The 23,907-nt window shown below is 65.9% G+C and carries 24 protein-coding genes, 1 tRNA gene and 1 riboswitch; of the genes, 9 read left to right on the forward strand and 16 right to left on the reverse strand.

Translation table 11 applies throughout. The annotated features are described in order from the left end of the window. Positions 1–11 precede the first annotated feature (11 nt). Both E8D38_RS21285 and E8D38_RS21290 read left to right on the forward strand, forming a co-directional pair. A complete protein-coding gene (locus tag E8D38_RS21285) occupies positions 12–995 on the forward strand; it encodes a fumarylacetoacetate hydrolase family protein (RefSeq protein ID WP_140635342.1) in 984 nt (327 codons plus the stop codon). 14 nt (positions 996–1,009) lie between these two features. Continuing rightward, complete coding sequence (locus tag E8D38_RS21290; protein WP_140635344.1) at positions 1,010–1,969, forward strand: NAD-dependent epimerase/dehydratase family protein; 960 nt, start codon at positions 1,010–1,012, stop codon at positions 1,967–1,969. Between the two features lie 246 nt (positions 1,970–2,215). Here E8D38_RS21290 and E8D38_RS21295 read toward each other — a convergent pair whose 3' ends face one another. Then, positions 2,216–2,587 carry a hypothetical protein gene (locus E8D38_RS21295; RefSeq protein ID WP_140635346.1) on the reverse strand — a complete coding sequence of 124 codons (372 nt, stop codon included), beginning with the start codon at positions 2,585–2,587 and terminating at the stop codon, positions 2,216–2,218. 176 nt (positions 2,588–2,763) lie between these two features. Further along, positions 2,764–2,973: a hypothetical protein gene (locus tag E8D38_RS21300; RefSeq protein WP_140635348.1), complete on the reverse strand. Its 210-nt coding sequence runs from the start codon at positions 2,971–2,973 to the stop codon at positions 2,764–2,766. A 597-nt stretch (positions 2,974–3,570) separates the two neighbouring features. Here E8D38_RS21300 and E8D38_RS21305 point away from each other — a divergent pair. The 3 genes from E8D38_RS21305 to E8D38_RS21315 all read left to right on the forward strand — a co-directional run bounded on the left by E8D38_RS21305 (position 3,571) and on the right by E8D38_RS21315 (position 5,810). After that, entirely contained in the window at positions 3,571–5,091 is a 1,521-nt protein-coding gene (locus E8D38_RS21305; protein ID WP_246099599.1) for a GGDEF domain-containing protein, read from the forward strand. A 105-nt stretch (positions 5,092–5,196) separates the two neighbouring features. After that, on the forward strand, positions 5,197–5,496 hold the full coding sequence (locus tag E8D38_RS21310) for a YlcI/YnfO family protein (protein ID WP_425462805.1): 300 nt from the start codon (positions 5,197–5,199) through the stop codon (positions 5,494–5,496). Continuing rightward, positions 5,493–5,810, forward strand: coding sequence for a type II toxin-antitoxin system RelE/ParE family toxin (locus E8D38_RS21315; RefSeq protein WP_140635354.1), 318 nt, complete (start codon positions 5,493–5,495; stop codon positions 5,808–5,810). Before E8D38_RS21310 ends, E8D38_RS21315 begins: the two co-directional genes overlap by 4 nt. Positions 5,811–6,097: 287 nt before the next feature. Here the strand turns inward: E8D38_RS21315 and E8D38_RS29515 are convergent, their stop codons facing one another. The 12 genes from E8D38_RS29515 to E8D38_RS21375 all read right to left on the reverse strand — a co-directional run bounded on the left by E8D38_RS29515 (position 6,098) and on the right by E8D38_RS21375 (position 17,661). Continuing rightward, complete coding sequence (locus E8D38_RS29515) at positions 6,098–6,211, reverse strand: helix-turn-helix transcriptional regulator (protein ID WP_140635356.1); 114 nt, start codon at positions 6,209–6,211, stop codon at positions 6,098–6,100. Positions 6,212–6,591: 380 nt separating this feature from the next. Continuing rightward, positions 6,592–6,667: transfer RNA gene (locus tag E8D38_RS21325), tRNA-Asn, on the reverse strand. A 36-nt stretch (positions 6,668–6,703) separates the two neighbouring features. Continuing rightward, positions 6,704–8,896: a TonB-dependent siderophore receptor gene (locus E8D38_RS21330; RefSeq protein ID WP_140635358.1), complete on the reverse strand. Its 2,193-nt coding sequence runs from the start codon at positions 8,894–8,896 to the stop codon at positions 6,704–6,706. A 60-nt stretch (positions 8,897–8,956) separates the two neighbouring features. Next, a riboswitch (TPP riboswitch) is annotated at positions 8,957–9,060 on the reverse strand. A 98-nt stretch (positions 9,061–9,158) separates the two neighbouring features. Beyond that, positions 9,159–10,259: an NAD(P)/FAD-dependent oxidoreductase gene (locus tag E8D38_RS21335; RefSeq protein WP_140635361.1), complete on the reverse strand. Its 1,101-nt coding sequence runs from the start codon at positions 10,257–10,259 to the stop codon at positions 9,159–9,161. A 53-nt stretch (positions 10,260–10,312) separates the two neighbouring features. Next, the gene (gene fdxA / locus E8D38_RS21340; RefSeq protein ID WP_140635363.1) at positions 10,313–10,636 is read right to left on the reverse strand and encodes a ferredoxin FdxA; all 324 of its coding nucleotides are present in this window, start codon (positions 10,634–10,636) and stop codon (positions 10,313–10,315) included. A 95-nt stretch (positions 10,637–10,731) separates the two neighbouring features. After that, the gene (gene cobA, locus E8D38_RS21345; RefSeq protein ID WP_425462806.1) at positions 10,732–11,529 is read right to left on the reverse strand and encodes a uroporphyrinogen-III C-methyltransferase; all 798 of its coding nucleotides are present in this window, start codon (positions 11,527–11,529) and stop codon (positions 10,732–10,734) included. Positions 11,530–11,557: 28 nt separating this feature from the next. Then, a complete protein-coding gene (locus tag E8D38_RS21350) occupies positions 11,558–12,874 on the reverse strand; it encodes a sulfate adenylyltransferase subunit 1 (RefSeq protein ID WP_140635367.1) in 1,317 nt (438 codons plus the stop codon). Beyond that, positions 12,874–13,833, reverse strand: a complete 960-nt coding sequence (cysD, locus tag E8D38_RS21355) for a sulfate adenylyltransferase subunit CysD (RefSeq protein WP_140635369.1) — start codon at positions 13,831–13,833, stop codon at positions 12,874–12,876. Before cysD ends, E8D38_RS21350 begins: the two co-directional genes overlap by 1 nt. Beyond that, positions 13,830–14,588 (reverse strand): phosphoadenylyl-sulfate reductase, encoded by a 759-nt coding sequence (locus tag E8D38_RS21360; RefSeq protein ID WP_140635371.1) that lies wholly within the window; start codon positions 14,586–14,588, stop codon positions 13,830–13,832. Before E8D38_RS21360 ends, cysD begins: the two co-directional genes overlap by 4 nt. Beyond that, positions 14,585–15,130 carry a DUF934 domain-containing protein gene (locus E8D38_RS21365; protein WP_140635373.1) on the reverse strand — a complete coding sequence of 182 codons (546 nt, stop codon included), beginning with the start codon at positions 15,128–15,130 and terminating at the stop codon, positions 14,585–14,587. Before E8D38_RS21365 ends, E8D38_RS21360 begins: the two co-directional genes overlap by 4 nt. A gap of 18 nt (positions 15,131–15,148) precedes the next feature. Beyond that, entirely contained in the window at positions 15,149–16,855 is a 1,707-nt protein-coding gene (locus E8D38_RS21370) for a nitrite/sulfite reductase (RefSeq protein WP_140635375.1), read from the reverse strand. Between the two features lie 38 nt (positions 16,856–16,893). Continuing rightward, positions 16,894–17,661, reverse strand: a complete 768-nt coding sequence (locus E8D38_RS21375) for a sulfite exporter TauE/SafE family protein (protein ID WP_140635377.1) — start codon at positions 17,659–17,661, stop codon at positions 16,894–16,896. A gap of 104 nt (positions 17,662–17,765) precedes the next feature. Here E8D38_RS21375 and E8D38_RS21380 point away from each other — a divergent pair, with 104 nt between their 5' ends. Next, positions 17,766–18,740: a patatin-like phospholipase family protein gene (locus E8D38_RS21380; RefSeq protein ID WP_246099598.1), complete on the forward strand. Its 975-nt coding sequence runs from the start codon at positions 17,766–17,768 to the stop codon at positions 18,738–18,740. A 14-nt stretch (positions 18,741–18,754) separates the two neighbouring features. Here the strand turns inward: E8D38_RS21380 and E8D38_RS21385 are convergent, their stop codons facing one another. Further along, positions 18,755–19,192, reverse strand: a complete 438-nt coding sequence (locus E8D38_RS21385) for a DUF192 domain-containing protein (protein WP_140635379.1) — start codon at positions 19,190–19,192, stop codon at positions 18,755–18,757. Positions 19,193–19,397: 205 nt separating this feature from the next. Between E8D38_RS21385 and icd the strand changes: the two genes are divergently transcribed. Then, positions 19,398–20,651 carry an NADP-dependent isocitrate dehydrogenase gene (icd, locus tag E8D38_RS21390; RefSeq protein ID WP_140635381.1) on the forward strand — a complete coding sequence of 418 codons (1,254 nt, stop codon included), beginning with the start codon at positions 19,398–19,400 and terminating at the stop codon, positions 20,649–20,651. Positions 20,652–20,745: 94 nt separating this feature from the next. Here the strand turns inward: icd and E8D38_RS21395 are convergent, their stop codons facing one another. Further along, positions 20,746–21,018, reverse strand: coding sequence for a cold shock domain-containing protein (locus E8D38_RS21395; RefSeq protein WP_140635383.1), 273 nt, complete (start codon positions 21,016–21,018; stop codon positions 20,746–20,748). A 224-nt stretch (positions 21,019–21,242) separates the two neighbouring features. On the opposite strand from E8D38_RS21395, the gene clpS reads away from it, so the two are divergent. Both clpS and clpA read left to right on the forward strand, forming a co-directional pair. Then, a complete protein-coding gene (gene clpS / locus E8D38_RS21400) occupies positions 21,243–21,593 on the forward strand; it encodes an ATP-dependent Clp protease adapter ClpS (protein WP_140635385.1) in 351 nt (116 codons plus the stop codon). After that, positions 21,590–23,893, forward strand: coding sequence for an ATP-dependent Clp protease ATP-binding subunit ClpA (gene clpA / locus E8D38_RS21405; protein WP_140635387.1), 2,304 nt, complete (start codon positions 21,590–21,592; stop codon positions 23,891–23,893). Before clpS ends, clpA begins: the two co-directional genes overlap by 4 nt. Positions 23,894–23,907 lie beyond the last annotated feature (14 nt).

Consider the following 23,907-nt stretch of genomic DNA (forward strand, 5'->3'; position numbering starts at 1 on the left):
GAAGGAACACCATGCGCCTTGCCACCTTGCGCGACGGCTCGCTCGACGGCCGCCTCATCGTCGTCTCTCGTGACCTGACCCGGGCCGTCGCCGCAACGTCCATTGCACCGAACCTGCTCGATGCGCTGCAGCGCTGGGACGAGTTGAAGGTCCCTCTGGCCGACCTGTGCGACGACCTCGATGCCGGCGATGTACCGGGAGCTTTTGCGTTCGATCCGTCCCGTTGCGCTGCACCGCTGCCACGCAGTCCGCAATGGCTGGATGCCTCGGCCTTCCTCAACCATGGCCGGTTGATGGAGCGCGCGTTCAACACGCCACCGATTCCGGACTTCGACACCATCCCCGTCATGTACCAGGGCGCCAGCGATGACTTCCTCGGGCCCACCGACGACGTGCCGCTGCCGAGCGTTGCCGACGGCATCGACTTCGAGGGCGAGTTCGGCGTGATCTGCGGCCCCGTGCCGATGGCGGTGACGCCCGAGGCCGCGCTGGACTGCGTGCGCCTCATCGTGCAGGTCAACGACTGGAGCCTGCGCGCGCTGGGCCCGCGAGAGATGACCACCGGCTTCGGCTTCCTGCAGGCCAAGCCCTCGACTTCATTCGCGCCGATCGCCGTCACGCCCGACGAACTGGGCGATGCGTGGCGCGACGGCCGTGTGCAGATGCGCCTGCACGTGCAGTGGAACGGCGAGCACTTCGGCGAGCCGCACGGCGGCGAGATGAACTACCACTTCGGCGAGCTCGTCGCGCATGCGGCGCGTACGAGAAAGCTCACCGCCGGCACGATCGTCGGCTCGGGCACGGTGTCGAACACCTCACGCGACGCCGGCTCCGCCTGCATCGCCGAGCGCCGCGTGATCGAGAAGATCGATCTCGGCGAGATCCGCACCGGCTTCATGAAGTTCGGCGACCACGTGCGCATGCAGGCGCGCTTCGACGACGGGCGCGACGGACCGTTCGGCACCATCGAGCAGCGCGTCGTCGCGGCGCTCTAGCGAGGCCAAGCGCCATGCACGTTCTCGTCACCGGCGCCAACGGCTTCGTCGGGCGCGCGCTCGCCCGCCGACTCGTGGCCGAGGGTCGACTCGGCAACGCATCGATCGACTGCCTCTCGCTGCTGGACCTGGCCTTCGAGGATCCACCCGCGAAGCCTTTCGTCCGCCTTCTTGCGGGCGACATGGCCGACGCCGCCTGGCTGCAGCGCACGTTGGCGCAGGCGCCGATCGACGTCGTCTTTCATCTCGCCAGCATCCCGGGCGGCACGGCCGAACAGCTGTACGAGTTGTCGCGCCGCGTCAATCTCGACGCGACCACGATGCTGCTCGAGCAAGGCAGGGCGCAAGTCGAGGCCGGGGGCCATGCGCCGGTATTCGTCTTCGCCAGCACGATCGCGGTATTCGGCGCGATGCCGGCGCTCGTCACCGACGAGACGCTGCCGCGGCCGCTGATGACCTATGGCGCGCAGAAGCTGATCGGCGAGACGCTGGTGGCGGACTTCAGCCGCCGTGGCTGGGTCGATGGCCGCTCGCTGCGGCTGCCCGGCGTTCTGGCCCGACCGCCCGCGCGCACGGGCCAGCTTTCCGCATTCATGAGCGACATCATCCACGAGCTGGCCGCGGGCCGGCCGTTCACCTGCCCTACTTCGCCGCAGGCCACGACCTGGGCTTCGTCGCTGCCCTGCGTGGTCGACAACCTGCTGCATGCGGCCACCGTGGATTCGGCCGCGCTGAACGGCCGGCGCACGTTCACGCTGCCCACGCTTCGCTTCTCGATGGAGGAACTGGTCGATGCCATCGCGCAAGTGCACGGTGCTGGCGTCAAGGGGCTTGTGCGCTACACCCCGGACGAACGCATCGAAGCATTGTTCGGGCGCTTCCCTCCGCTGGAGACCGCCGCCGCCGACACAGCCGGGTTCCGGCACGATGGCCGCCTCGTCGACCTCGTCCGGCGGGCGCATCTGCTGCAATGAGGCGATCGGGCGACCGCTCTGCGGCAGGTGAGTGGGTCCGATGGCTGTCGGCTGAGGGTCGGGTGCTTGAATTGGCGGGTCAAGGAAGCTGTCGCCGATCGCGGAGCCGGCGGCTTCCAAGGCATACCGGTACTCAGCCGGTGACTCGCGAACGACGGGTTTGCGGGGCCGCTGCTGCTCAGCTCCCGAACGCGAGTGAGCGGGTTCGATCTAAGGGACTGCCGTATGGCTGAGCCGCGAGTCTTCTTAGCGGTCTTGTTCAGAGCCGGGGCTGACCCAGGGCCGCACTTCGCCGGTGGGCGCACCATAGTGCCCGCCAGGCGGCACGACACGCTGCAGGTCGAGGCGCCATTCCTGCAGCACGGCGGCGACCGTGCCCCGATGCTCTAGGCGCTCGATGCCGCGCACCAACACGCCTTCGCGCCCGAAGCGGGTGACGGCAAAGTCGTAGAGCACCTCGTCCGGTGGTGCAACCACCGCGGCGTGGATCCTGCGGAACTCGAGCACGCGCACCAGCCGTTCACCGGCCCACTCGCTGCGGCTTTCCACGAACCCTTCGCGCCAATCCTCGGGCGCACGGTGCTGAGGCAGCAATGTGCCGCCCTGGCGCAACTTCAAGATCCACCCTCTCATCGGCGGCCGGTACTGCTAGGTCAAACCAGAAGGGGACAGCGGCTTCGTGTTGCCGCTGCGGGGTGCAAAGGCTCAGAGCCAGCTCCACACCTTGTAGAGGAAGCCGGGCAGGAGGCGGCGTGCCGGGCGGTAGTGCTGGCGCAGGTGCAGGCGAGGGTCCATCAGCGGGCTCCTGGGGGTGGCGGGGCGCCGGTGCTCGGTTCGACCTTGCCGCCGTTGACGTAGGCAACGCCGTCGACCACCTCGATCAGCATCGATCCGAAGCGGCTTTCCCATACGTAGCGCAGCACGCCCTCGGTGGCCAGGGGCAGGGGCTGCTGCAGCGACGTTTCCTGCGGCTGCAGGACTTCGGGGAAGAGTGGGACGCCCATGGGATAGCCGTATTACGAGCATCGGCTGGCGGCGTAGCTCTTTGCCCTCTCTCCACCCTTCGTCAGGGTTGCGACAAACCTGTCCGCAGCCTCCTCTGGTGGCTCGCTGGCGCTATTGACGTGCAGGTCACAGGCGTGGTCGTCAACATCTGGCCAATCCAACTCTGGCCAATGCTGCTTAAGCCGGGCGGAGCAGCGGTCAATCCATTCAACGGGGTCCAAGTTGCTTCCCTCTTCGTTGCTGCATAGTACTGTATGAATATACAGATTTCGTGGCAAGTATGTCAGAGACCGCAGTGACCTTCTATGGGGCGCAAGATCCTCCAAAGGCGTCGCCGGCAGCCCTTGCCGCGACGGGGCTGCTGGCGCCGTGAATTGCGGCACATCGGCCCGAATTTGCGGTGGGCACCTTGACGAATCTCAAGCCGCGGGCTGCCAAAAGGCCGTCCGCGTGACACCGTTGCCTTCAGACTTTCCAACACCACCATGAGCCGCCTCGCGGCAGTCGACTTCTCAATCTCCTCGTCCGTGACATCGCCTTCAACGCCGCCTTCAACCCCCGAAACAGCGCCTCGCGGCTGCGGCCTGCCGCGTCGGATGCGGTGGCCCCGAACCTTGGGTCTCGGCCTCGGGGGCCTTTGTGTCGGTGTCGGGATTTGGGAGGCAGGGCAGACGTCTGCCTTCGTGTGGGCCCTGCTGGCCTTCGACGCGCTTGCATGGCCGCAACTCGCGTATTGGCGCGCGATGCGCAGCCCCAGGCCGCACGACGCGGAGCGCCACAACCTGTTGATCGACTCGCTGTTGGGCGGGTTCTGGCTGCCCGTCATGGGTTTCAGCGTGCTGCCCAGCGCCCTGATCGCCACCATGCTGACGATGGACAACATCGCGGTCGGTGGCCGCCGGCTCTTCCTCCGCGGACTGTGTGCACTTGTGGCGGGCGTCGCCGCAGGGTGGCTGCTGCAGGGGCGTCCTTGGGTGGCCACCACGTCGTTGGCAACGGTCCTTGCGTGCCTGCCGTTCTTGATCGCCTATCCGCTGGTCATCGGGCTCACGGCCTACCGCTTGGCCAAGCGGCTGAGGGAACAGCGCCACGCGCATGAGCAGGCGGAAGTGGCTTATCGGAACGTGCTCGACGCCATGGACGCCGGCATCGTTCTCTACGACGCGGAGGACCGGCTCGTTCTCTTCAATCGCCGGTTCGCCGAGCTTTACGCCAGCATCGCTCCCCAGTTGAGACCCGGGATGCGGTTCGAGGATCTGGTGAGGCAGGCGGTGGCCGCCGGCTTCATTCCCGAGGCCCGAGGGAGGGAGGACGCCTGGTTGGCCGAGCGAGTCCACACGCACCGGCAGGCAGGGACGGCGTTCGTGCGCGAGTTCCCGAACAAGCAGTGGCGGCGCATCGTCGAGCAGCGGCTGCCTGATGGCGGGCTGCTGGCCTTCAGCACGGACGTCACGGACCTGAAGCGGCACGAAGCGGAATTGGAGCAGCTCATCGGAGAGAGGGATGCCTACGCTGGGGCGTTGCAGGAGGCCAACCAGCAGCTCGAGAGGTCGTCGAATACCGACGCCCTCACGGGCCTGGCGAACCGGCGCCAGCTCGATCTGCGGCTGAGAGAAGAATGGGCACGCGCACAGCGCCATGGCCTTCCGCTCGCGCTGCTGATGATCGATGTGGACCACTTCAAGCGCTACAACGATGCGCACGGCCATGTCGATGGCGACGAATGTCTGCGCAAGATTGGCCTCGCGTTAGGAGCCTGTGCGACGCGCGTCACGGACCTTGTTGCCCGCTACGGTGGTGAAGAGTTTGTGCTGCTGCTGCCGCACACGGACCACGGGGAAGCGCTGCTGGTCGCCCACCGGTGCATTGAAGCTGTCGATGCAGGCGCCATCGAGCACCTGGACTCGCCGACGTCGGCTACGGTGACGGTCAGCATTGGCGTGGCGGCCATGCAGCCTGAGGTCGAGCAGCAGTCGGCTGATCTGGTACGCATGGCCGACGCGGCGCTCTACGCGGCAAAGCTGAAGGGCCGGCACCGTGTCGAGAGCATGGCCATCGCTCAAAAAGGACGCGTAGCGCGCATCGCGTCCAAAGATTTCTGTCGAACAGGGACCTGAAGCCTGCGCGAGGCGGGTAATTCTTTGATGGGGTGAGGGCGGCTGAACCGAGAGCCGATGCCTCTTTCCCGCCGAGAGCTCGCTCATGGTAGTTGTGTATCGCATATGCGATACACTGACGCGATGAAGACCGCCACCATCCCCTCCGTTCGGGTCGAAGAGGACTTTCGGGCCGAGGTCGAGGCCGTACTGGCCGACGGCGAGACGCTGTCCGAGTTCGTCGAGGCGGCGGTGCGTGCCGGTGTCGAGCGCCGGCGCCTTCAGTCGGAGTTCATCGCACGGGGCCTGCGCTCCCGTGACGATGCGCGCCGCACCGGTGCCTATGTCGAGGCGGACGTGGTGGTGGCGAAGCTGCAGCGCAAGCTCGACACCGCTCGGCAGTCGGTTGCGAAGAAGCGCAAGTGAGTTTCAAGGTCCGGCTGACGCAAGAGGCCGAGGCCGATCTCGAGCGTCTCTTTGACTTCGTGCTCGAGCGGGAACTCGCCCGCGAGGCGCCTGACTTCGACCTGGCGGAGAATGCGCTGAATGCCATCCGCGCCGGCTTCGAGATCCTGAGATCGTCCCCCTTCACCTGCCGAAAGGCAGGCCAGAGCCCGTTCCTGCGTGAGCTGGTCATCTCCTTCGGGCGCACGGGCTATGTCGCGCTGTTCGAGATCGAGGACGCTTCCAACGTGCTGGTCGTGGCGGTGCGGCACCAACTCGAGGATGACTATCACTGAGCGGTCGGCCGCCCGTGTCATCGGGCTGCCACAAATTGGGGCGACTGAACGGGATGCCATGGCCGGCGGGGCCTCCCGAACGACATGCACGGCCACTTCACAGGTTTGTCCACAGCTTGTGTGGATAGGCTTGTCGTATCGGCCGTCGACCCTTCGTTGCAACGGTGCAGCCTCTTGGGTCCTGCTCCTCAAGCCCCCTGCTGTGCGACGTGCCACGAAGTGGCGTTGGGGGCGTCGCCTCGTCTTCCGGTTGTCGTTCGGCTAAGCGCTGAAACTGGCCGGGCTGCTCAGTGCGTGACGACGTGGCGCGACTCGCTCCATCTGTCGAGGTCCGTCCGTCGCCACGCGATCGCGCGGCCGGCGATCCGGACAGGGCGGGGGAAGCGGTTGTCCGCGACCATGCGGTAGATCGTGGGTCGGCCCAGGCCCCGCCAACTTCGTGGCGGCGGGCAGGCGCAGGAACAGCGATGGCGGGTCGCCGCCGTCACGGTTGGCGATGGCTTGCAGCGAGCGCTCCATGGGTGCCCTCGGCTGGTCGATGGATTCACTTCACTCTAGGTGCTCAGCAAGCCATCCATGCCGTTTCATTTGTCGTCGAATCTCGGTCAGCGTGGAGTGCAGATCGATCCCGCGAGCGGCCCCCTCGAAGTGCTGGAAGCCATGACGCTGCAAAAGCTCGTGGCACCAACGGTACAGATTCCATCGACTGCGAAACTGGCACCAGCCTTACCCAGAAAACGAAAAAGCCAGCAGGCGCAAACCTGCTGGCTTTCGTGTTTCTTGGCTCCCCGACCTGGGCTCGAACCAGGGACCTACGGATTAACAGTCCGGCGCTCTACCGACTGAGCTATCGGGGAACAGAGCCTTGCATTATAGCCAGGTTTTTTCTGCCATTACAAGTCGGCTTGAAGAGAAATGCGCCAAGTGCGTGGCTGCAGCGGATACAGGTACACATGATCGAACTGCAGCGGTGACTCCTTCCATGCACGCTTGTCTGTGAGGTTGTCCACGCCAAGTCGCCAGGTGAGCAGTCGGCTCGCCACGCGATGCTCGTAGCGCACACCGGCGTCCAACCTGGTCCATCCAGGAATAGAGACGCTGTTGTCCTGGAGCACCATGCGTTCGCCCTCGTGCACCAGCCCCGCTGTCGCACTGAGGCCGGGCAGGGCATCGACGCGATACGTCGCGTTGACCTTCAATGTGCGCCGAGGGACGTTGACGGGTCGCTTGCTGTCGATGGCCAGGTTGCTGGTGACACCGCGGTTCTTCGCATCGAGCAGCATCGTGCCGGCCTGCAGCGCCAGGGCGCCGAGCTTCACCTCTGCCTCGGCCTCGAGGCCGCGGTGCCGTTGGTGCCCATCGGGCTGGCGTGTGCAGGTGTCGCCCAGCGTGTCGTCGAAGCAGTCTGATCCGACGTTGGCATAGCGCGGGCGCTCGATTTCGAACGCCGTCACGCTCCACGCGAGCGGTGTGCCGCTCCCTTTGATGCCGAACTCGAACTGCCGACTCTTCAGGGCCGGAAGTGCCTGGCCTTGGTTGGTGTAGCGGTCTCGGTTGGGCACGACCTCGGACTCGACTCCGCGCCCCCAGCTCGCATAGCCCATGAGCTCAGGCGTGAACGCGTGGCTCAGCGCCAGCCAAGGAGTCGTGACGCTCTGCGCGTAGTCCGTCGGCTCTGTGCCATCGGTCAGCACACTCCGGCGCTCGAGCCGCGTGTGCCTCAAGCCGATCCACGCATTCCAGCGTGGGGTCAGCGCGATCGCATCGCGAAGATAGAGCTCGGTACTGCGTTCGTCACGGTTGGTGCTCGGGTCGTCCATTTCCGGCGCCGGGCGCGTGATCAAGGTGCCGTTGACATTGCCGACCCCGCTGGGCGGATCGCCCGGGAAGTCGCTCAGAGCGAAGGAGCGGTTGAAGGCCTGGGGTCGAAAGCGCGCCTTGAAGCGGGTGAACAACACGTTGGCACCGAGATCGTGTTCGATGCCGGCTGTCTTGACCTTGCCCTGAAGGGCAAGGTCCAACGCGTGGGTACGGCGCCTTTCGTTGTCGCTGCGGTAGTCGTACAGATCGTAGGTCCCGTCGCTGCAATATCGATCGAAGTTGCCCTCGGCACTGCAACCGTAGGCAAAGGCCAGCCGGTCGTCACTGCCGAGCTGCTGGCTGCCATAGTGAGCCACGGCGCGCCACGATTCTGACAACCGTTGCTGCAAGCGCAGCGACGCGGTGGTGCCTTCCAGCACCACCGGCTGCGACCAGGGCTGGTTGTTCATGTTCGTGCGCGGATCGAAGCGCGACGCATCGGGGAGCGAATTACCCAGCAGGCTCATGCCGGGGACGCTGGGCTGCGTCTGCCTGCTCCACTCGACTTCGGCTTCGACCTGCGTATCCTGGTTCACGCGCCAATCGCCTGCGGCGGCCAGCAGGCTGCGCCGGCCTTCGAGCTGGCGGGTGTGCGGGTCGAGTTCCTCATGAGCGGCATTCACGCGCAAGCCGAAGGCATCGTTTTCGCCGAAGCGCTGCCCGATGTCGGCCCACGCCCCGAACGTGTTGTGCTGCCGCCAACCGAATCCGACTGAACGCATCGCGCCTTCAGGCCGCTTCACGACGAGGTTCACCAGCCCCCCCGGTGCACTGGTCCCGGCCTGGATGCCGCTCGTACCCTTGAGGACTTCGATGCGGGACTTGTTCTCAAGCCCGATAGAGGTCTCGGCATTGATCGGCAGACCATCACGCCGGTAGTTGTAGCGGTTGTCGATGGCAAAGCCACGGATCGTGAAGTTGCTCCAGTAGCCTTCCGAGTTGTAGGCGTCGCCGAGGCTGGCGTCGAAGCGCGTGATGTCGGCCAGCGTGCGTGTGCCGCTGTCGGCAAGGCGTTCGCTGCTGACGACGGTCGCCTGAAGCGGAAGCCGTGACAGCGGGATGTCGCCGAAGCCGCCCACGCCGGCGACCGACTCGGGCGAACGGCCTGTCACGGTGACCGAAGGCAGGTCGTTGGATTGCGAACGCGCTTGCGCCGCGAACAATGCCAGCACCGCGAGCAGCAGCGGTGCGGGGCGCTGAAGGACTGTGGTTTGGTTGGATGCCATCGTCGTACTTCCTTGCTGGAGCGATGGCAGGTCTGCGTTGGGGTGCAGCGCCGAGAGGTGAACTGCTGCACCACGCTTCCCTGCGCGAGGATTACCTCAGTCAGGTTCAAAGGGACTCTCTCAGTCGGGCCTTTCTGCAAGGCCCAACACCCCTAGCGAATGCGCCGGGCGGTGACCGCCCGGCGCAGGGCGGATTATGCCCGTGCATGAACGGCGAAGCCCGCGCGAGGCGGGCTTCGAATGCCGGGTCGGGAACGTCTATTCAGTCGAAGGTGGGCGTTTCCACACCCAGCACCTTGTGCAGCTTCGGGCTCGTGGTCGTGTACTGCAGGTGGATGCGCTTCTCGGGGAAGATGTACGGCGCCGCGCCGAAGGCCGCCAGCGCCGCTTCATGGAAGCCCGAGAGGATGAGCTTCTTCTTGCCCGGGTAGGTGTTGACATCGCCCACTGCGAAGATGCCCGGGATGCTGGTCTCGAACTTCTCGGTGTCGACCACGATCTGCTTGCGCTCGAGGCTCAGCCCCCATTCGGCGATGGGGCCGAGCTTCGGGCTCAGGCCGAAGAACACGAGCAGCATGTCCAGCGGCACCACGCGGGTAACGCCGTCGCCGCCCGTCACCTTGGCACCAGTGAGCACGCCGTCCTTCTCTTCATAGCCCGTGACCTGGCCCACGATGAACTGCATCTCGTAGGCGTCGCACAGCTCCTTCATCTTCGCCACGCTGGCGGGCGCGGCGCGGAAGCCGTCGCGGCGGTGCACGAGGATCACGCTTTCGGCCTTGTTCGGGCCTTCCTGGGCGAAGTTGAGCGCCCAGTCGAGCGCCGAGTCGCCGCCGCCCACGATCAGCAGGTTCTTGCCCGCGAATTGAGCCGGGTTCTTCACGCGGTAGAAGAGCTGCGTGTCGTCGAACTTCTCCAGGCCGTCGACCTTCAGCGTGCGCGGCTGGAACGAGCCCACGCCGCCGGCGATGAAGATGGTCTTGGTGAGGAAGCGGGTGCCCTTGGAGGTTTCGACGTAGAAGCGGCCGTCGTCCTGCTTCTGCACGACGGTGACTTCCTGGCCCAGGTGGAAGGTCGCGCCGAACGGCTCGATCTGCTTGAGCAGGTTGTCGGTGAGTTCCTTGCCGGTGCACATGGGCACCGCCGGAATGTCGTAGATGGGCTTGTCGGGGTAGAGCTCGATGCACTGGCCACCGGGGTAGGCCAGCGAGTCGATGATGTGCGCCTTGACCTCCAGAAGACCGAGCTCGAACACCTGGAACAAGCCCACCGGGCCCGCGCCGACGATGACGGCATCGGTTTCGATGGGGCCATCGTGGGAGCCGGCGGTCTTGGTGATTTCGGGATTGAGGAGAGGGTCCATGGTCTTGCTGGGGTAAGGGCCGATGGGCCGCTGCCGCGGGGGCAGCCGCGCCATCAGCGGATCAGTTCACCGAGCTTGTCGGTCTTGTCTTTCCACTCGTCGGCGTCGGGCAGGGAGGCCTTGCGCTTCGTGATGCTGGGCCACTTCTTCGACAGCTCGAGGTTGATGGCGATGAATTTCTGCTGGTCCCCGGGCACGTCTTCCTCGGGGAGGATGGCGTTGACCGGGCACTCCGGGATGCACACCGCGCAGTCGATGCACTCGTCGGGGTCGATCACCAGGAAGTTGGGGCCTTCGCGGAAGCAATCGACGGGACACACGTCCACGCAGTCGGTGTATTTGCAGCGGATGCAGGCTTCGGTGACGACGTGAGTCATGGCGTTTTCTTCAGTGAAAGGTTGCGCCTGTACGGCTTGTCTGTGTCGGTGGGGTGAGACTGGCTCGGATTTGCAGTCGGGGCAAACCCGCAATTTTAGGGGTTGGGGGACTCCGCGCTCGGTTGTGCGGCTTCGCCCAGGCCCTTCTGCGTGAAAGGTTGAGGCGCATCAACGCCGGCCACCGGCGTGGCCCCGATGCCCACCGTCACGACCGTCGGACGCCCCGCATGCAGCACGCTGCCCTGTGCGAGGTTGGCCACCGTGTGCTCGCTGTGCACCTGGTCGGGCCAGCCGGCGCGGGAGATCACGCTCACCGGCGTGTTGTCGGGCCAGCCCTCTTCGAGCAGCCGCCGCGCCAGCGCGCCGAGCTGGCGGCCGGCCATGTAGAACACCTCGGTGTCTGCACTGCGCGAGGCCCGCAGGTCGCCGTCCTGCGTCATCGCCGTCGACAGGCTGACGCTGCGGCCGCTGCCGCGTCGGGTAAGCGGCCGCTGTGTGGCGGCGGCGGCGGCAATGGCTGCAGTGACGCCCGGCACCACCTCGCTCGGGATGCCGTGCGCAGCCAGTGCCTCGAGTTCTTCTTCGAGCCGGCCGAACACGCTGGGGTCGCCGCCCTTGAGCCGCACCACCAGGTGGCCGTCGAGGGCGTGCTTCACGAGCAGCTTGTTGATGCGCGCCTGTCCGTTCGCATCGCAGCCGGGCAGGCCCGAAAACCCGCGCTTGCCCACGTCGACCCATTGCGCATGGGGCGCCAGGTCGCGCAGGGAAGGGTCGGTGAGCGCATCGAAGAGCACGACCTCGGCATCGGCAAGTCGCCGGGCGCCTCGCACGGTGATGAGGTCGGCGGCCCCGGGGCCTGCTCCGATGAAGATCACACGACCGACTGTCACGATGCCACCTTGCTCTGGCTGGACAGCGGCCTCAGGCGGCAGCCTTCACCAGCAGCGCGCCGCTGGTGCGGTGGGTGGCGGGGTCCACCACGATCAACGCGCCGCCCACGCGGTTGTCGGCATAGGGCTCCACCGGCAGCGGCGACTGCGCCTGCACCTGCACCCGGCCGATCTCGTTGACGGCGAGTTCGTGTGCATCGGTGTCGGAGAGCGTGTGGATGTCGAGCCGGCTGTCGATGGCGGTGATGCGTGCCTGCACCCAGCGATGGCCGTGACGCACCCAGTATTTGCGGCCGACGACCGCCGGTTCGGTGTCCAGCCAGGCCAGCGTGGCGCTGAACTGCTGCGTCGTCTGCAGCGAGGCGGGCGTTGCCAGCCAGTCGCCGCGCGAAACGTCGATCTGGCGGTCGAGCACCAGGCCGGCGGACTGCCCGGCTTCACAGCGTTCGACCACTTCGCCGGCGCGGCGCACTTCCTTGACCGTGGCCACTTCGCCGCTCGGGAAGGCCTGCACTTCGTCGCCTGCCTTCACGCTGCCGTGGGCGATGCGGCCCCAGTAGGTGCGCGGCTGGTGGCCCGTGCCTTCGCCTTCCCGGGCGACGTATTGCACCGGCACCAGCAGTGAGCCGTCATGGCGCTCGTCAGTCGCCGGCAGCTTGTGCAGGAGCTGGAGCAGGCTCGGGCCGCCGTACCAGCCGGCCCATTCGGCTGCAGGGGCGGTGACGTTGTCGCCGCGCAGGGCCGACACCGGCACGATGCCCGCCACGTCCATGCCGGCCTGCTGCGCGAAGGCGAGCAGCGCTTCGCGCACCGCCTCGAAGGCGGTCTTCGGGTCATCCACAGCGTCGAGCTTGTTGACGGCGAACACGAGGCTGGGTACGCGCAGCAGCTGCGCCAGCAGCGAATGCCGGCGCGTCTGCGGCAGCAGGGCCACCGGGCGGGTTTTCCAGTCGAGCTTGGTGATGTCGACCAGCACCACGGCGGCATCGCTGCCGGCAGCCGCGGTCACCATGTTGCGGGTGTACTGCTCGTGGCCGGGGGCGTCGGCAATGATGAACTTGCGTGCGCGCGTGGCGAAGTAGCGGTAGGCCACGTCGATGGTGATGCCCTGCTCGCGCTCGGCCTCGAGGCCGTCGGTCAGCAGCGACAGGTCGATGGGTTGGCCGGCGGCGCGCTTCTCCAGCGCGTCCAGCTGGTCGGCCAGGATGGCCCGGCTGTCGTAGAGCAGGCGGCCGATCAGCGTGCTCTTGCCGTCGTCCACGCTGCCTGCGGTGAGGAAACGCAGTGCGCGGTGCGTGAGCGCATCGGTGACGGCGTGTTGTTCGGTGGTGGTCACGGCGGTGCTCATCAGAAATAGCCTTCCTTCTTGCGGCGCTCCATCGACGCATCGGAGGTGCGGTCGTCCATGCGGGTGGCGCCGCGCTCGCTGATGGTCACGGTCAGGGTTTCGGCCACGATCTCGGCCGGCGTGGCCGCCGGGCTTTCGACCGGGCAGGTGCAGGTCATGTCGCCCACGGTGCGGAAGCGCACCTGGGCGGTCTCGACCGTTTCACCGGCCTCTGGCGGCGTCACCTCGGTGAGCGGCACCAGCAGCCCCTTGCGGCGGATGACCTGGCGGTCGTGCGCGTAGTAGAGGCCGGGCAGCGGAATGTTCTCGCGGGCGATGTAGAGCCAGACGTCGAGTTCGGTCCAGTTGCTGATCGGAAAGGCGCGCATGTGCTCGCCCGGCTTGATGCGCGTGTTGAACAGCGTCCAAAGCTCGGGGCGCTGCTCCTTGGGCTGCCATTGGCCGAAGCTGTCGCGGTGGCTGAAGATGCGCTCCTTGGCGCGGGCCTTCTCTTCGTCGCGGCGGGCCCCGCCGATCAGCACGTCGAAGCGGTTCTCTTCGATGGCTTCGAGCAGCGTCACCGTCTGGTGGCCGTTGCGCGACTCCAGCGGATGGGCCAGGCGCACCGTGCCTCGCTTGATGGAGTCTTCGAGGTGGCCGACCACCAGGCGCTCGCCCATCTCGGCCACGCGGCGGTCGCGGAACTCGATGACTTCCGGGAAGTTGTGGCCGGTGTCCACGTGCAGCAGCGGGAAGGGGAGGCGGCCGTCGAAGTCGTTCCCCTGCTTGCGCATCTTGAAGGCCTTCTCGGCCAGGCGCAGCACCACGCAGGAGTCCTTGCCGCCCGAAAACAGCAGGGCCGGGCGCTCGAACGCCGCAGCCACTTCGCGCAGGATGAAGATGGCTTCTTCTTCCAGGGCATCGAGATGCCGGTGGTCGAGCTCCGGCAGCAGTTGATCCAGGTTCAACGGGGCGTTCATTGCGCTCCTCCAATCATCGAAACGGCGCCAGCGGGTTCGTCCTGGTGGACGTGCAGCCCGCACTCCTTCTGGCCTTCCTGTTCCCACCACCAGCGGCCGGCGCGGAAGTCTTCGCCCACCGCGATGGCGCGCGTGCAGGGCGCGCAGCCGATGCTGGGCATGAATTCATCGTGCAGCGGGTTGTAGGGCACGCCATGTTCCTGAACATAGGCCCAGACGTCACCCCACGTCCAGTCCGCCAGGGGGTTGAACTTGACGCGGCCCTGGTCGTCCTGGTCGCGGAACGGCACGCCGCCACGGTCGTTGGACTGCTCGCGGCGCAGGCCGGTGACCCAGGCGCTGCGGTCCTTCAGCATGCGGGCCAGCGGCTCGAGCTTGCGGATGCGGCAGCAGGTCTTGCGCAGGTCGATGCTCTGGTACATCGCCTTGTCGCCGTTGGCCTTGACGAAATGCACCACCGACTCCTGCACCGGGCGGTAGACCTCGACCTTCTGCCCGGGGTAGTGCGCCTCGATGCGGCCGATCAGGTCCACCGTCTGCGGATGCAGCATGCCGGTTTCGAGCGTGCCCAGCGCAATGGGGATGCCGTGACGGGCGATCAGATCGGTGACCACCATGTCTTCGACGCCTAGGCTGGTGGCTTGCACCGCCGTGCCGGGGTGTTCGGCCGCCGCGGCGCGAAGCAGCTCGAGGGTGTGCTCGAGCTTGCTTTCGTAGTCGGCGCTGCGCCGGGCGTATAGCGCGATGGCAGTCATATCGCGGCACCCTGGTTCACGAAGGCCTCGCGCTCGCGCAACCGCGCTTCCGCAGTGCCGGCCGGGAGGGCGAACAGCGGCCGGTTGTCCTGCGTGTCGCCCTGGTAGTGGCCGGCAAAGAAGCCCAGCGCGCGCTCGGCAGCTTCGAGCGACTGGTCGGCACGCAGCACGGCGGCATCGAAGCCGGTGCGGGCCATCAGCGGCACCATGTCCACCAGCACTTCACCGGTGGCGCGCACCTCGCCCTTGTAGCGGTAGCGCGAACGCAGCAGGCGAGCCTGGCTGTAGGCGCGGCCGTCCACCCATTTCGGGAAGTGCAGCGCCACTGCGGCGATACGCGGCAGGTCTTCCTCCAGGGTCTCGATGTCGGCATCGTTCGGCACGCTCACGGCCACCGGCAGATCCGCCGGCCACTGGCTGCGCACCGCATGCCACTGCGCCAGCGTCAGCAGCTGGTGAGGCGCCGGGGTGATGGTGACGTGCGGGCCGTCTTCGCCGCCGACGGTGCGCCAGGTGTCCTTGTGGGGGTCGATGAACTTCATGGTCTTGTTCTCTCGGGCTCAGGCCGCGGCACGGTCGCCGGCGGTCGTGCGGCGCACCGCGTTGGCGGCCGTCTTGAAGGGGTCGAGGCCCAGGCGCTTGACGGTGTCGATGAAACGCTCGTTGGCAGCGCGCTGGTGACGGTAGGTGTCGATCACCGCCTCGATGACGTCCGGCACTTCATCGGCCGCAAACGATGGGCCGATGACCTTGCCGGCTACCGAGGCGCCGCTCTGCGCGGAGCCATCCGAGCCGCCCAGGGTGATCTGGTACCACTCGGAGCCGTCCTTGTCGACGCCGAGGATGCCGATGTGGCCGGTGTGGTGGTGGCCGCAGGAGTTGATGCAGCCGCTCATGTGCAGGTCGATGTCGCCGATGTCGTAGAGCTCGTCCAGGTCGTTGAAGCGCTCGGCGAGCGTCGCGGCGATGGGGATCGAGCGGGCGTTGGCCAGGGCGCAGAAGTCGCCGCCCGGGCAGGCGATCATGTCGGTGAGCAGGCCGATGTTGGGCGTGGCGAAACTGGCGGCCTTGGCCTCCTGCCACAGCGCATACAGCTCGGACTCACGCACCCAGGGCAGCACCAGGTTCTGGTCGTGCGACACGCGCAGCTCGCCGCTCGAGTACTTGTCGGCCAGGCCGGCCGCCAGGTCCATCTGCTCGTCGGTGGCGTCGCCGGGAGCCTGGCCGATGCGCTTGAGAGACAGCGTGACCGCGCGGTAGCCGGGGATCTGGTGGCCGTGCACGTTGCGCTCGAGCCACTTGCGATAGGCCACCGGTGCATCGGCAGGCGCACCGTCGCCGGTGGAGGCGCGTGGTGCCACGCCTTCGGGCAGCACGAAGCCGGCAGCCACGCGGTCGAACTCGTGCTGCGGAATGATGTGCGCCGAGCCGTCGAGGTCACGCTCCAGGATGGCCGCGAACTCTTCCTCGACCTTCTTGATGAAGCGCTCGCCTTCCGCCTTGACCAGGATCTTGATGCGCGCCTTGTACATGTTGTCGCGCCGGCCGTAGCGGTTGTACACGCGCACGATGGCCTCGATGTAGACCAGGATCTGGTTCCAGGGCAGGAACTCGCGGATCACTGTGCCGGGGATCGGCGTGCGGCCCATGCCGCCACCTACCAGCACCTTGAAGCCCACTTCGCCTGCGTCGTTCTTGAGCAGCTGCAGGCCGATGTCGTGCCAGGCGATGGCGGCGCGGTCTTCGGCGGCGCCATTCACCGCAATCTTGAACTTGCGCGGCAGGAAGGCGAACTCGGGGTGCAGCGTGGACCACTGGCGCAGGATTTCGCAGTAGGGGCGGGCATCGACGATCTCGTCGGCCGCCACGCCCACCAGCGCGTCGCTCGTGATGTTGCGAATGCAGTTGCCGCTGGTCTGGATGCCGTGCATGTCGACCTCGGCCAGCAGGTCCATCACGTCGGCACTCTTCACCAGCGGGATCCAGTTGAACTGCAGGTTCTGGCGGGTGGTGAAGTGCCCGTAGCCGCGGTCGTATTCGCGGGCGATGCGAGCCAGCTGGCGCAGCTGGCGGCTCGACAGCTCACCGTAAGGCACGGCGATGCGCAGCATCGGCGCATGGCGCTGGATGTACCAGCCGTTCTGGAGGCGCAGCGGGCGGAACTCGTCATCGCCCAGCGTGCCGGCGATGTTGCGCTCCAGCTGGTCGCGAAACTGCGCCGCGCGTTGCCTGACGAAATGCTTGTCGAAGTCGGTGTACTGGTACATGTCGTGTTCTCCCGGTCGAGCTGCCGGGCGTGGGGAAATCAGTGAATGACCTTGAGCCCGGCGGTGACGAGCGCGATGCACAGCAGCGCTCGCACCAGGTGTTCAGGCAGCCGGCGTGTCAGCTGGGCACCGAGCCAGATGCCGGGTATCGAGCCGAGCAGAAGCGCGCCCAGCAGAACCCAGTCCACATGGCCCAGCGTCGCATGGCCGATACCGGCCACCAGGGTCAGCGGGACGGCGTGCGCGATGTCGGTGCCGACGAGGCGGCGGGTTTCCATGCGCGGGTACAGCAGAAGGATGAGGGTGGCGCCGATGGCACCCGCGCCGATGGAGCTGAGCGACACCAGCACGCCGAGGATGAGCCCCGACAGGACGGTGAAGAAGCCCTTGCGTTCCTGCGGCAGCCAGCGTTCCAGCCGCATGCCGACGGCATGCCAGGCCTGGCGGTAGGCCACCGTCACGGCGGTGAGCAGCAAGGCGATGCCCAGCGAAAGGGTGAGGGCGCTCGCCCAGCCCTTGGTGACACCCGTGTAGTGCATCAGCCCGATGGTGGCCAGCGAGGCGGGGATGCTGCCGAGCAGCAGCAGACCGGTGATGCGGTAGTCCACGTTGCCGTGGCGATGGTGGGCCAGCGACCCGGAGGTCTTGGTGATGGCCGCAAACCAGAGGTCCGTGCCGATGGCCACCGCGGGATTCAGCTTGAACACCGTGAGCAGCAGGGGCGTCATCAGCGATCCGCCGCCCACGCCGGTCATGCCCACGATGGCGCCCACCCCGAATCCGGAAACAACGGCGAGCCAATCCATGGTGTGCTGGTGCAGTGCGGCAAAGTGCTGGAAGGCTGCACTCTACAAACGGCATATATAAATGCGAACTACAAATTTTGCTGGTGCTTATGGCTGCCGGGCATATGAAACAGGTCTCTAGAATCTGCATCCGTATGACAACCCCTGATCTTGGCCGCCGCGGCTTGCTGGCTGGCGGCGTCGGACTCGCCGCCTTCGGTTTGGCCGCCTGCACGACCACCCCCTCGCCGCCCGCGCAGCCCAGCGTTCCTGTCGAGGTGCCTCCCGAGGCGCCGGCGGTCGTCATTCCGAAGGCACCCCCCAAGCCTCCGCGCATCGGTCTGGCGCTGGGCGGTGGCGCCGCCCGTGGTTTTGCACACATCGGCGTGATCCAGGTCCTGGAGGAGCAGGGCGTCCGGCCCGACCTCGTCGTCGGCACATCCGCAGGCAGCCTGGTTGCCGCGATGTACGCGTCGGGCAAAAGCGGGGTCGAGATGGGCTCGCTCGCCGAGAGCATGGACGAATCGGCGATCACCGACTGGATGTTCCCCGGCCGCGGCATGCTGCGTGGCGAGGCGCTGGCCAACTACGTGCGCAAGATGACCGGGGGCAAGCTCATCGAGCAGATGAAGATGCCGCTGGGCATCGTGGCCACCGACCTCGGCAACGGGCAGCCGGTGCTGTTCCAGCGCGGTGATACCGGCTTGGCGGTGCGTGCCTCGAGTGCCGTGCCGGCGGTGTTTCAGCCGGTGCCGATCAACGGGCGCGAATATGTGGACGGCGGACTCGTCGCCCCGGTGCCGGTGCGCTTTGCCAGGCAGATGGGTGCCGAGTTCGTGATCGCGGTGGACATTTCGGCTGCGCCCGAGGGCAATGCCACGACCGACACGATGCGCCTGCTGCTGCAGACCTTCGCCATCATGGGCCGCAGCATCAACCACTTCGAACTGCGGGAAGCCGATGTGGTCCTGCGGCCGAAACTGGCGGGTGTGTCCAGCGCCGACTTCAGCGCGCGCAAGCGTGCCATTGCCGCTGGTCGCGAGGCGGCGATCGCCTCCTTGAACGACCTGCGCGCCCGCGTGCTCGCCAAGACGCTTTGAGGCGCTCCGTGCGGTCAGCGCGGCCCGAACGGCTCGCCGTCGAGCTTGCTGCCTGCCTTGACGCCGCGCTTGGCGAACCAGCCCTTGTTCATCTCCAGCGCATAGCGCACCGGCTTGGTTGAGCAGTGCGAGTCGAGGCTTTGCGGCTTCATGTCGGCGATGTTGACCACCGTGCCGTCGTCCGCAATGAAGGCGATGGAGAGCGGCAGCAGGGTGTTCTTCATCCAGAAGCACTGAAGCCCTGGTTGCTCGAACACGAACAGCATCCCTTCGCTGTCTCCCATGCTGCGACGGCCCATCAACCCGATTTCGCGCTGCTGAGGCGTGCGCGCCAGCTCGGCGCTGATGTTGTACATGCCCGAGTTGAGGCGAACGGTGGCGAGCTTCGGTTGCTCCTGGGCTTGCACTGCCAGGGCGCAAAGGAGGGCGGCGAAGGAGAAGGCGTGTTTCATCGGCTGGGGCGGTAGCTGGACGCCGAGGGTAACGCACAGCCGGCCGGCCCGGCTGACGCAGCCTGTGCGAACCTCGCAACCACCCCTGCTGGGGCCATTGCGATCGCCCGGACGGCCTGCAGCGCTGCCGTAGAATCTTCCGTTTAGACCGGCGTCCCTAGCGGCCTGGTTCTCTCAGTCTCATCACAAGCGGAGTCAAGCGCACATGTACCAGCACATCAAGGTGCCCGAGGGCGGGCAGAAGATCACCGTCAACAAGGACTTCTCCCTCAATGTGCCCGACCAGCCGATCATTCCCTACATCGAAGGCGACGGCACCGGCTTCGACATCACGCCGGTGATGATCAAGGTGGTCGACGCCGCGGTTCAGAAGAGTTACGCCGGCAAGCGCAAGATCCACTGGATGGAGATCTACGCCGGCGAGAAGTCGACCAAGGTCTACGGTCCAGATGTGTGGCTGCCCGAAGAGACGCTCGCTGTCCTGAAGGATTACGTGGTTTCGATCAAGGGCCCGCTGACCACGCCCGTCGGCGGCGGCATCCGTTCGCTGAACGTGGCGCTTCGCCAGGAACTCGATCTATACGTCTGTCTGCGCCCGGTGCGCTGGTTCAAGGGCGTGCCCTCGCCGGTGAAGGAACCGGAAAAGACGGACATGGTGATCTTCCGCGAGAACTCCGAAGACATCTATGCCGGCATCGAGTTCGAAGCCCAGAGCGACAAGGCCAAGAAGCTCATCAAGTTCCTGCAGGAAGAGTTCGGCGTCAAGAAGATCCGCTTCCCGGAAACCTCCGGCATCGGCGTGAAGCCTGTGTCGAAGGAGGGCACCGAGCGCCTGGTGCGCAAGGCGATCCAGTACGCCATCGACAACGACAAGCCTTCCGTGACGCTGGTGCACAAGGGCAACATCATGAAGTTCACCGAAGGCGGGTTCCGTGACTGGGGCTATGCCCTGGCACAGAAGGAGTTCGGCGCTGAACTGATCGACGGCGGCCCGTGGTGCAAGTTCAAGAACCCGAAGACCGGCAAGGAAATCGTGGTCAAGGACGCCATCGCCGACGCCTTCCTGCAGCAGATCCTGCTGCGCCCGGCCGAGTACTCGGTGATCGCGACGCTGAACCTCAACGGTGACTATGTCTCCGACGCCCTGGCCGCTCAGGTGGGCGGCATCGGCATCGCCCCGGGTGCCAACCTGTCGGACTCGGTCGCCATGTTCGAGGCCACTCACGGCACCGCCCCCAAGTATGCCGGCAAGGACTACGTGAACCCGGGTTCGGAAATCCTCTCGGCCGAAATGATGCTGCGCCACATGGGCTGGACCGAGGCTGCCGACCTCATCATCAGTTCGATGGAAAAGGCGATCCTGTCAAAGAAGGTGACCTACGACTTCGCGCGCCTGCTCGACGGCGCCACCCAAGTCAGCTGCTCGGGTTTCGGCCAGGTGATGATCGATCACATGTAAGGTAAGCCGCGTGCGCGGGGCAGGCGCGTTGTCTGCCCCCCGAGAAGAACAAAGCCCGCCGGATGGCGGGCTTTGTTCTTAGGGGCAAAAGGCTTCAGCGCACGAAGGCTGGTTCCGGAGAGGCTGTTGCGGCCGATGGGGCCGTGGGGCGGGCCTCCCGTGGTTCGGCTGAGCAGATGTTCTGCGCCAGCATGCCCTTGGGGCCCTGCACGAGATCGAAGCTGACCTTGCTGCCCTGCTTCAATGTGCGGAAGCCTTCCATCTGGATGGCCGAGAAATGTGCGAACACGTCCTCGCCGCCACCCTCGGGTTCAATGAAGCCAAAACCCTTGGCATCGTTGAACCACTTCACCGTTCCGAGCGCCATTCTTGCTCTCCTCTTGTCCCTGATAAGCAAATAATTCTCGGCGGCACATTTGGTGCTGTCAAGCTGGCGACAGCTTTGACTGATAGGCCCGACGGAGGAGGCCGGCGGCTTGTAGGGTTTGCCGAAAACGACGGCTCGAAACATCCAATTCGGCCCTTGAGGTCTTGGTACTCGATGCAATATCTTGGCAGTGTCTTTGTCACCCATCTCTATAGAATCGATTCATGCCAGCCGAGAAGCCGCCACAACCGCCCGTCGTCCAGCCGCCCAACGAGGACGGGCAGGGCGCGGTCGTTGCCGAGCGGAAGACCGCACGTGTCAAACCGCCGGCGCTGTATCAGGTTGTCATGCTCAACGACGACTACACGCCGATGGAGTTCGTCGTGATGGTGCTGCAGGAGTTGTTCCAGCGAGATGAAGCGACCGCGACCCAGATCATGCTGAAGATTCACCATGAAGGGCGTGGAGTTTGCGGCGTCTACACGAAGGACGTCGCTGCGACGAAGGTCGAGATGGTGCTCACCGCCGCCCGGCGGGCCGGGCATCCTTTGCAGTGCATTATGGAGGCCGCATGATTGCGCAAGAGTTGGAAGTCAGCCTGCACATGGCGTTCGTCGAGGCGCGTCAGCAGCGACATGAATTCATCACTGTCGAGCATCTCCTGCTGGCGTTGCTCGACAACCCCTCGGCTGCAGAAGTGCTGCGCGCCTGCTCCGCGAACATTGACGATCTTCGCAAGAGCTTGACGCAGTTCATCAAGGAGAACACGCCCACGGTCGGTGGCACGGACGAGGTGGACACCCAGCCCACGCTGGGTTTCCAGCGTGTCATCCAGCGCGCGATCATGCACGTGCAGTCCACCGGCAGCGGCAAGAAGGAAGTGACCGGTGCCAACGTGCTGGTCGCCATCTTCGGCGAGAAGGATTCGCATGCCGTGTACTACCTGCACCAGCAGGGCGTGACGCGGCTCGACGTGGTGAACTTCATCGCCCACGGCATCAAGAAGTCCGAGCCGCCCGAGCCCGCCAAGTCGAACGACGGCGCTGGCGCCGAAGGCGAGAAGGAGGAGGGTGAAGGCAAGGGCTCGCCGCTCGAGCAGTTCACCCAGAACCTCAACCAGATGGCGAAGGACGGCAAGATCGATCCGTTGATCGGCCGCGAACACGAGGTCGAGCGAGTCATTCAGATCCTGTGCCGTCGCCGAAAGAACAATCCGCTGCTGGTCGGTGAAGCGGGTGTGGGCAAGACCGCCATTGCGGAAGGTCTGGCGTGGCGCATCACCCAGGGCGAGGTGCCGGAGGTGCTCACCGACGCTACCGTCTACACGCTCGATATGGGCGCTCTGCTGGCGGGCACCAAGTACCGCGGCGATTTCGAGCAGCGCCTGAAGGGCGTGCTCAAGCAGCTGAAAGACCAGCCTGGTGCCATCCTGTTCATCGACGAGATCCACACGCTGATCGGCGCAGGCGCCGCCTCGGGCGGCACGCTGGATGCGAGCAACCTGCTGAAGCCGGCGCTGAGTTCCGGCACGCTCAAGTGCATCGGCGCCACCACGTTCAGCGAATACCGTGGCATCTTCGAGAAGGACGCTGCGTTGTCTCGCCGCTTCCAGAAGATCGACGTCGTCGAGCCCTCGGTGGAGCAGACCGTCGAGATCCTGAAAGGCTTGAAGTCTCGCTTCGAGGAGCACCACAGCGTCAAGTACGCGCTCAATGCGCTGCAAGCCGCCGCTGAGCTGTCGGCCAAGTTCATCAACGACCGTCATCTGCCCGACAAGGCGATCGACGTGATCGACGAGGCCGGCGCGGCGCAGCGCATCCTGCCGAAGAGCAAGCAGAAGAAGACCATCACGCGTGCCGAGGTGGAAGACATCGTGGCCAAGATCGCGCGCATTCCGCCGGCCAGCGTGAGCAACGACGACCGTTCCAAGCTCAAGAGCCTGGACCGCGATCTGAAGAGCGTGGTGTTCGGTCAGGACGCGGCGATCGACGCGCTGGCGGCCGCCATCAAGATGGCCCGCTCTGGGCTCGGCAAGCCAGACAAGCCGATCGGCTCGTTCCTGTTCAGCGGCCCGACGGGTGTGGGCAAGACGGAAGTGGCCAAGCAGCTGGCGTACATCCTCGGCATCGAGCTGGTGCGGTTCGACATGAGCGAGTACATGGAGCGGCACACGGTCAGCCGGCTGATCGGCGCCCCTCCGGGGTATGTCGGTTTCGATCAGGGTGGGCTCTTGACCGAGGCGATCACCAAAAAACCGCATGCCGTGCTGCTGCTCGACGAGATCGAGAAGGCGCACCCGGACGTCTTCAACGTGCTGCTGCAGGTGATGGACCACGGTACGCTGACCGACAACAACGGACGCAAGGCCGACTTCCGCAACGTGATCATCATCATGACCACGAACGCGGGTGCCGAGACCATGAACAAGGCGACGATCGGCTTCACCAACGCGCGCGAAGCGGGCGACGAGATGGCCGACATCAAGCGCCTGTTCACGCCGGAGTTCCGCAACCGGCTCGATGCCACCGTGAGCTTCAAGCCGCTCGATGAGGAAATCATCCTGCGTGTGGTCGACAAGTTCCTGTTGCAGCTCGAGAGCCAACTGGCCGAGAAGAAGGTCGAAGTGACCTTCACCGACGCCTTGCGCGAACACCTGGCCAAGAAGGGGTTCGATCCGTTGATGGGCGCGCGGCCGATGCAGCGCCTCATCCAGGACACCATTCGCCGGGCGCTGGCCGACGAGTTGCTGTTTGGCCGCTTGGTCGACGGCGGTCGGCTCACGGTGGACGTGGATGCCGAAGGCCAGGCGGTGCTGGACATCCAGCCTGCTCGCAAGAGCGACCGGCCGAAGGCGGAGCCGGCCACAGCTGACTGACGGCAGGCTGCGGT

This window comes from Methylibium rhizosphaerae (assembly GCF_006386545.1).
In the GTDB taxonomy this organism is placed as follows: domain Bacteria; phylum Pseudomonadota; class Gammaproteobacteria; order Burkholderiales; family Burkholderiaceae_C; genus Pseudorivibacter; species Pseudorivibacter rhizosphaerae.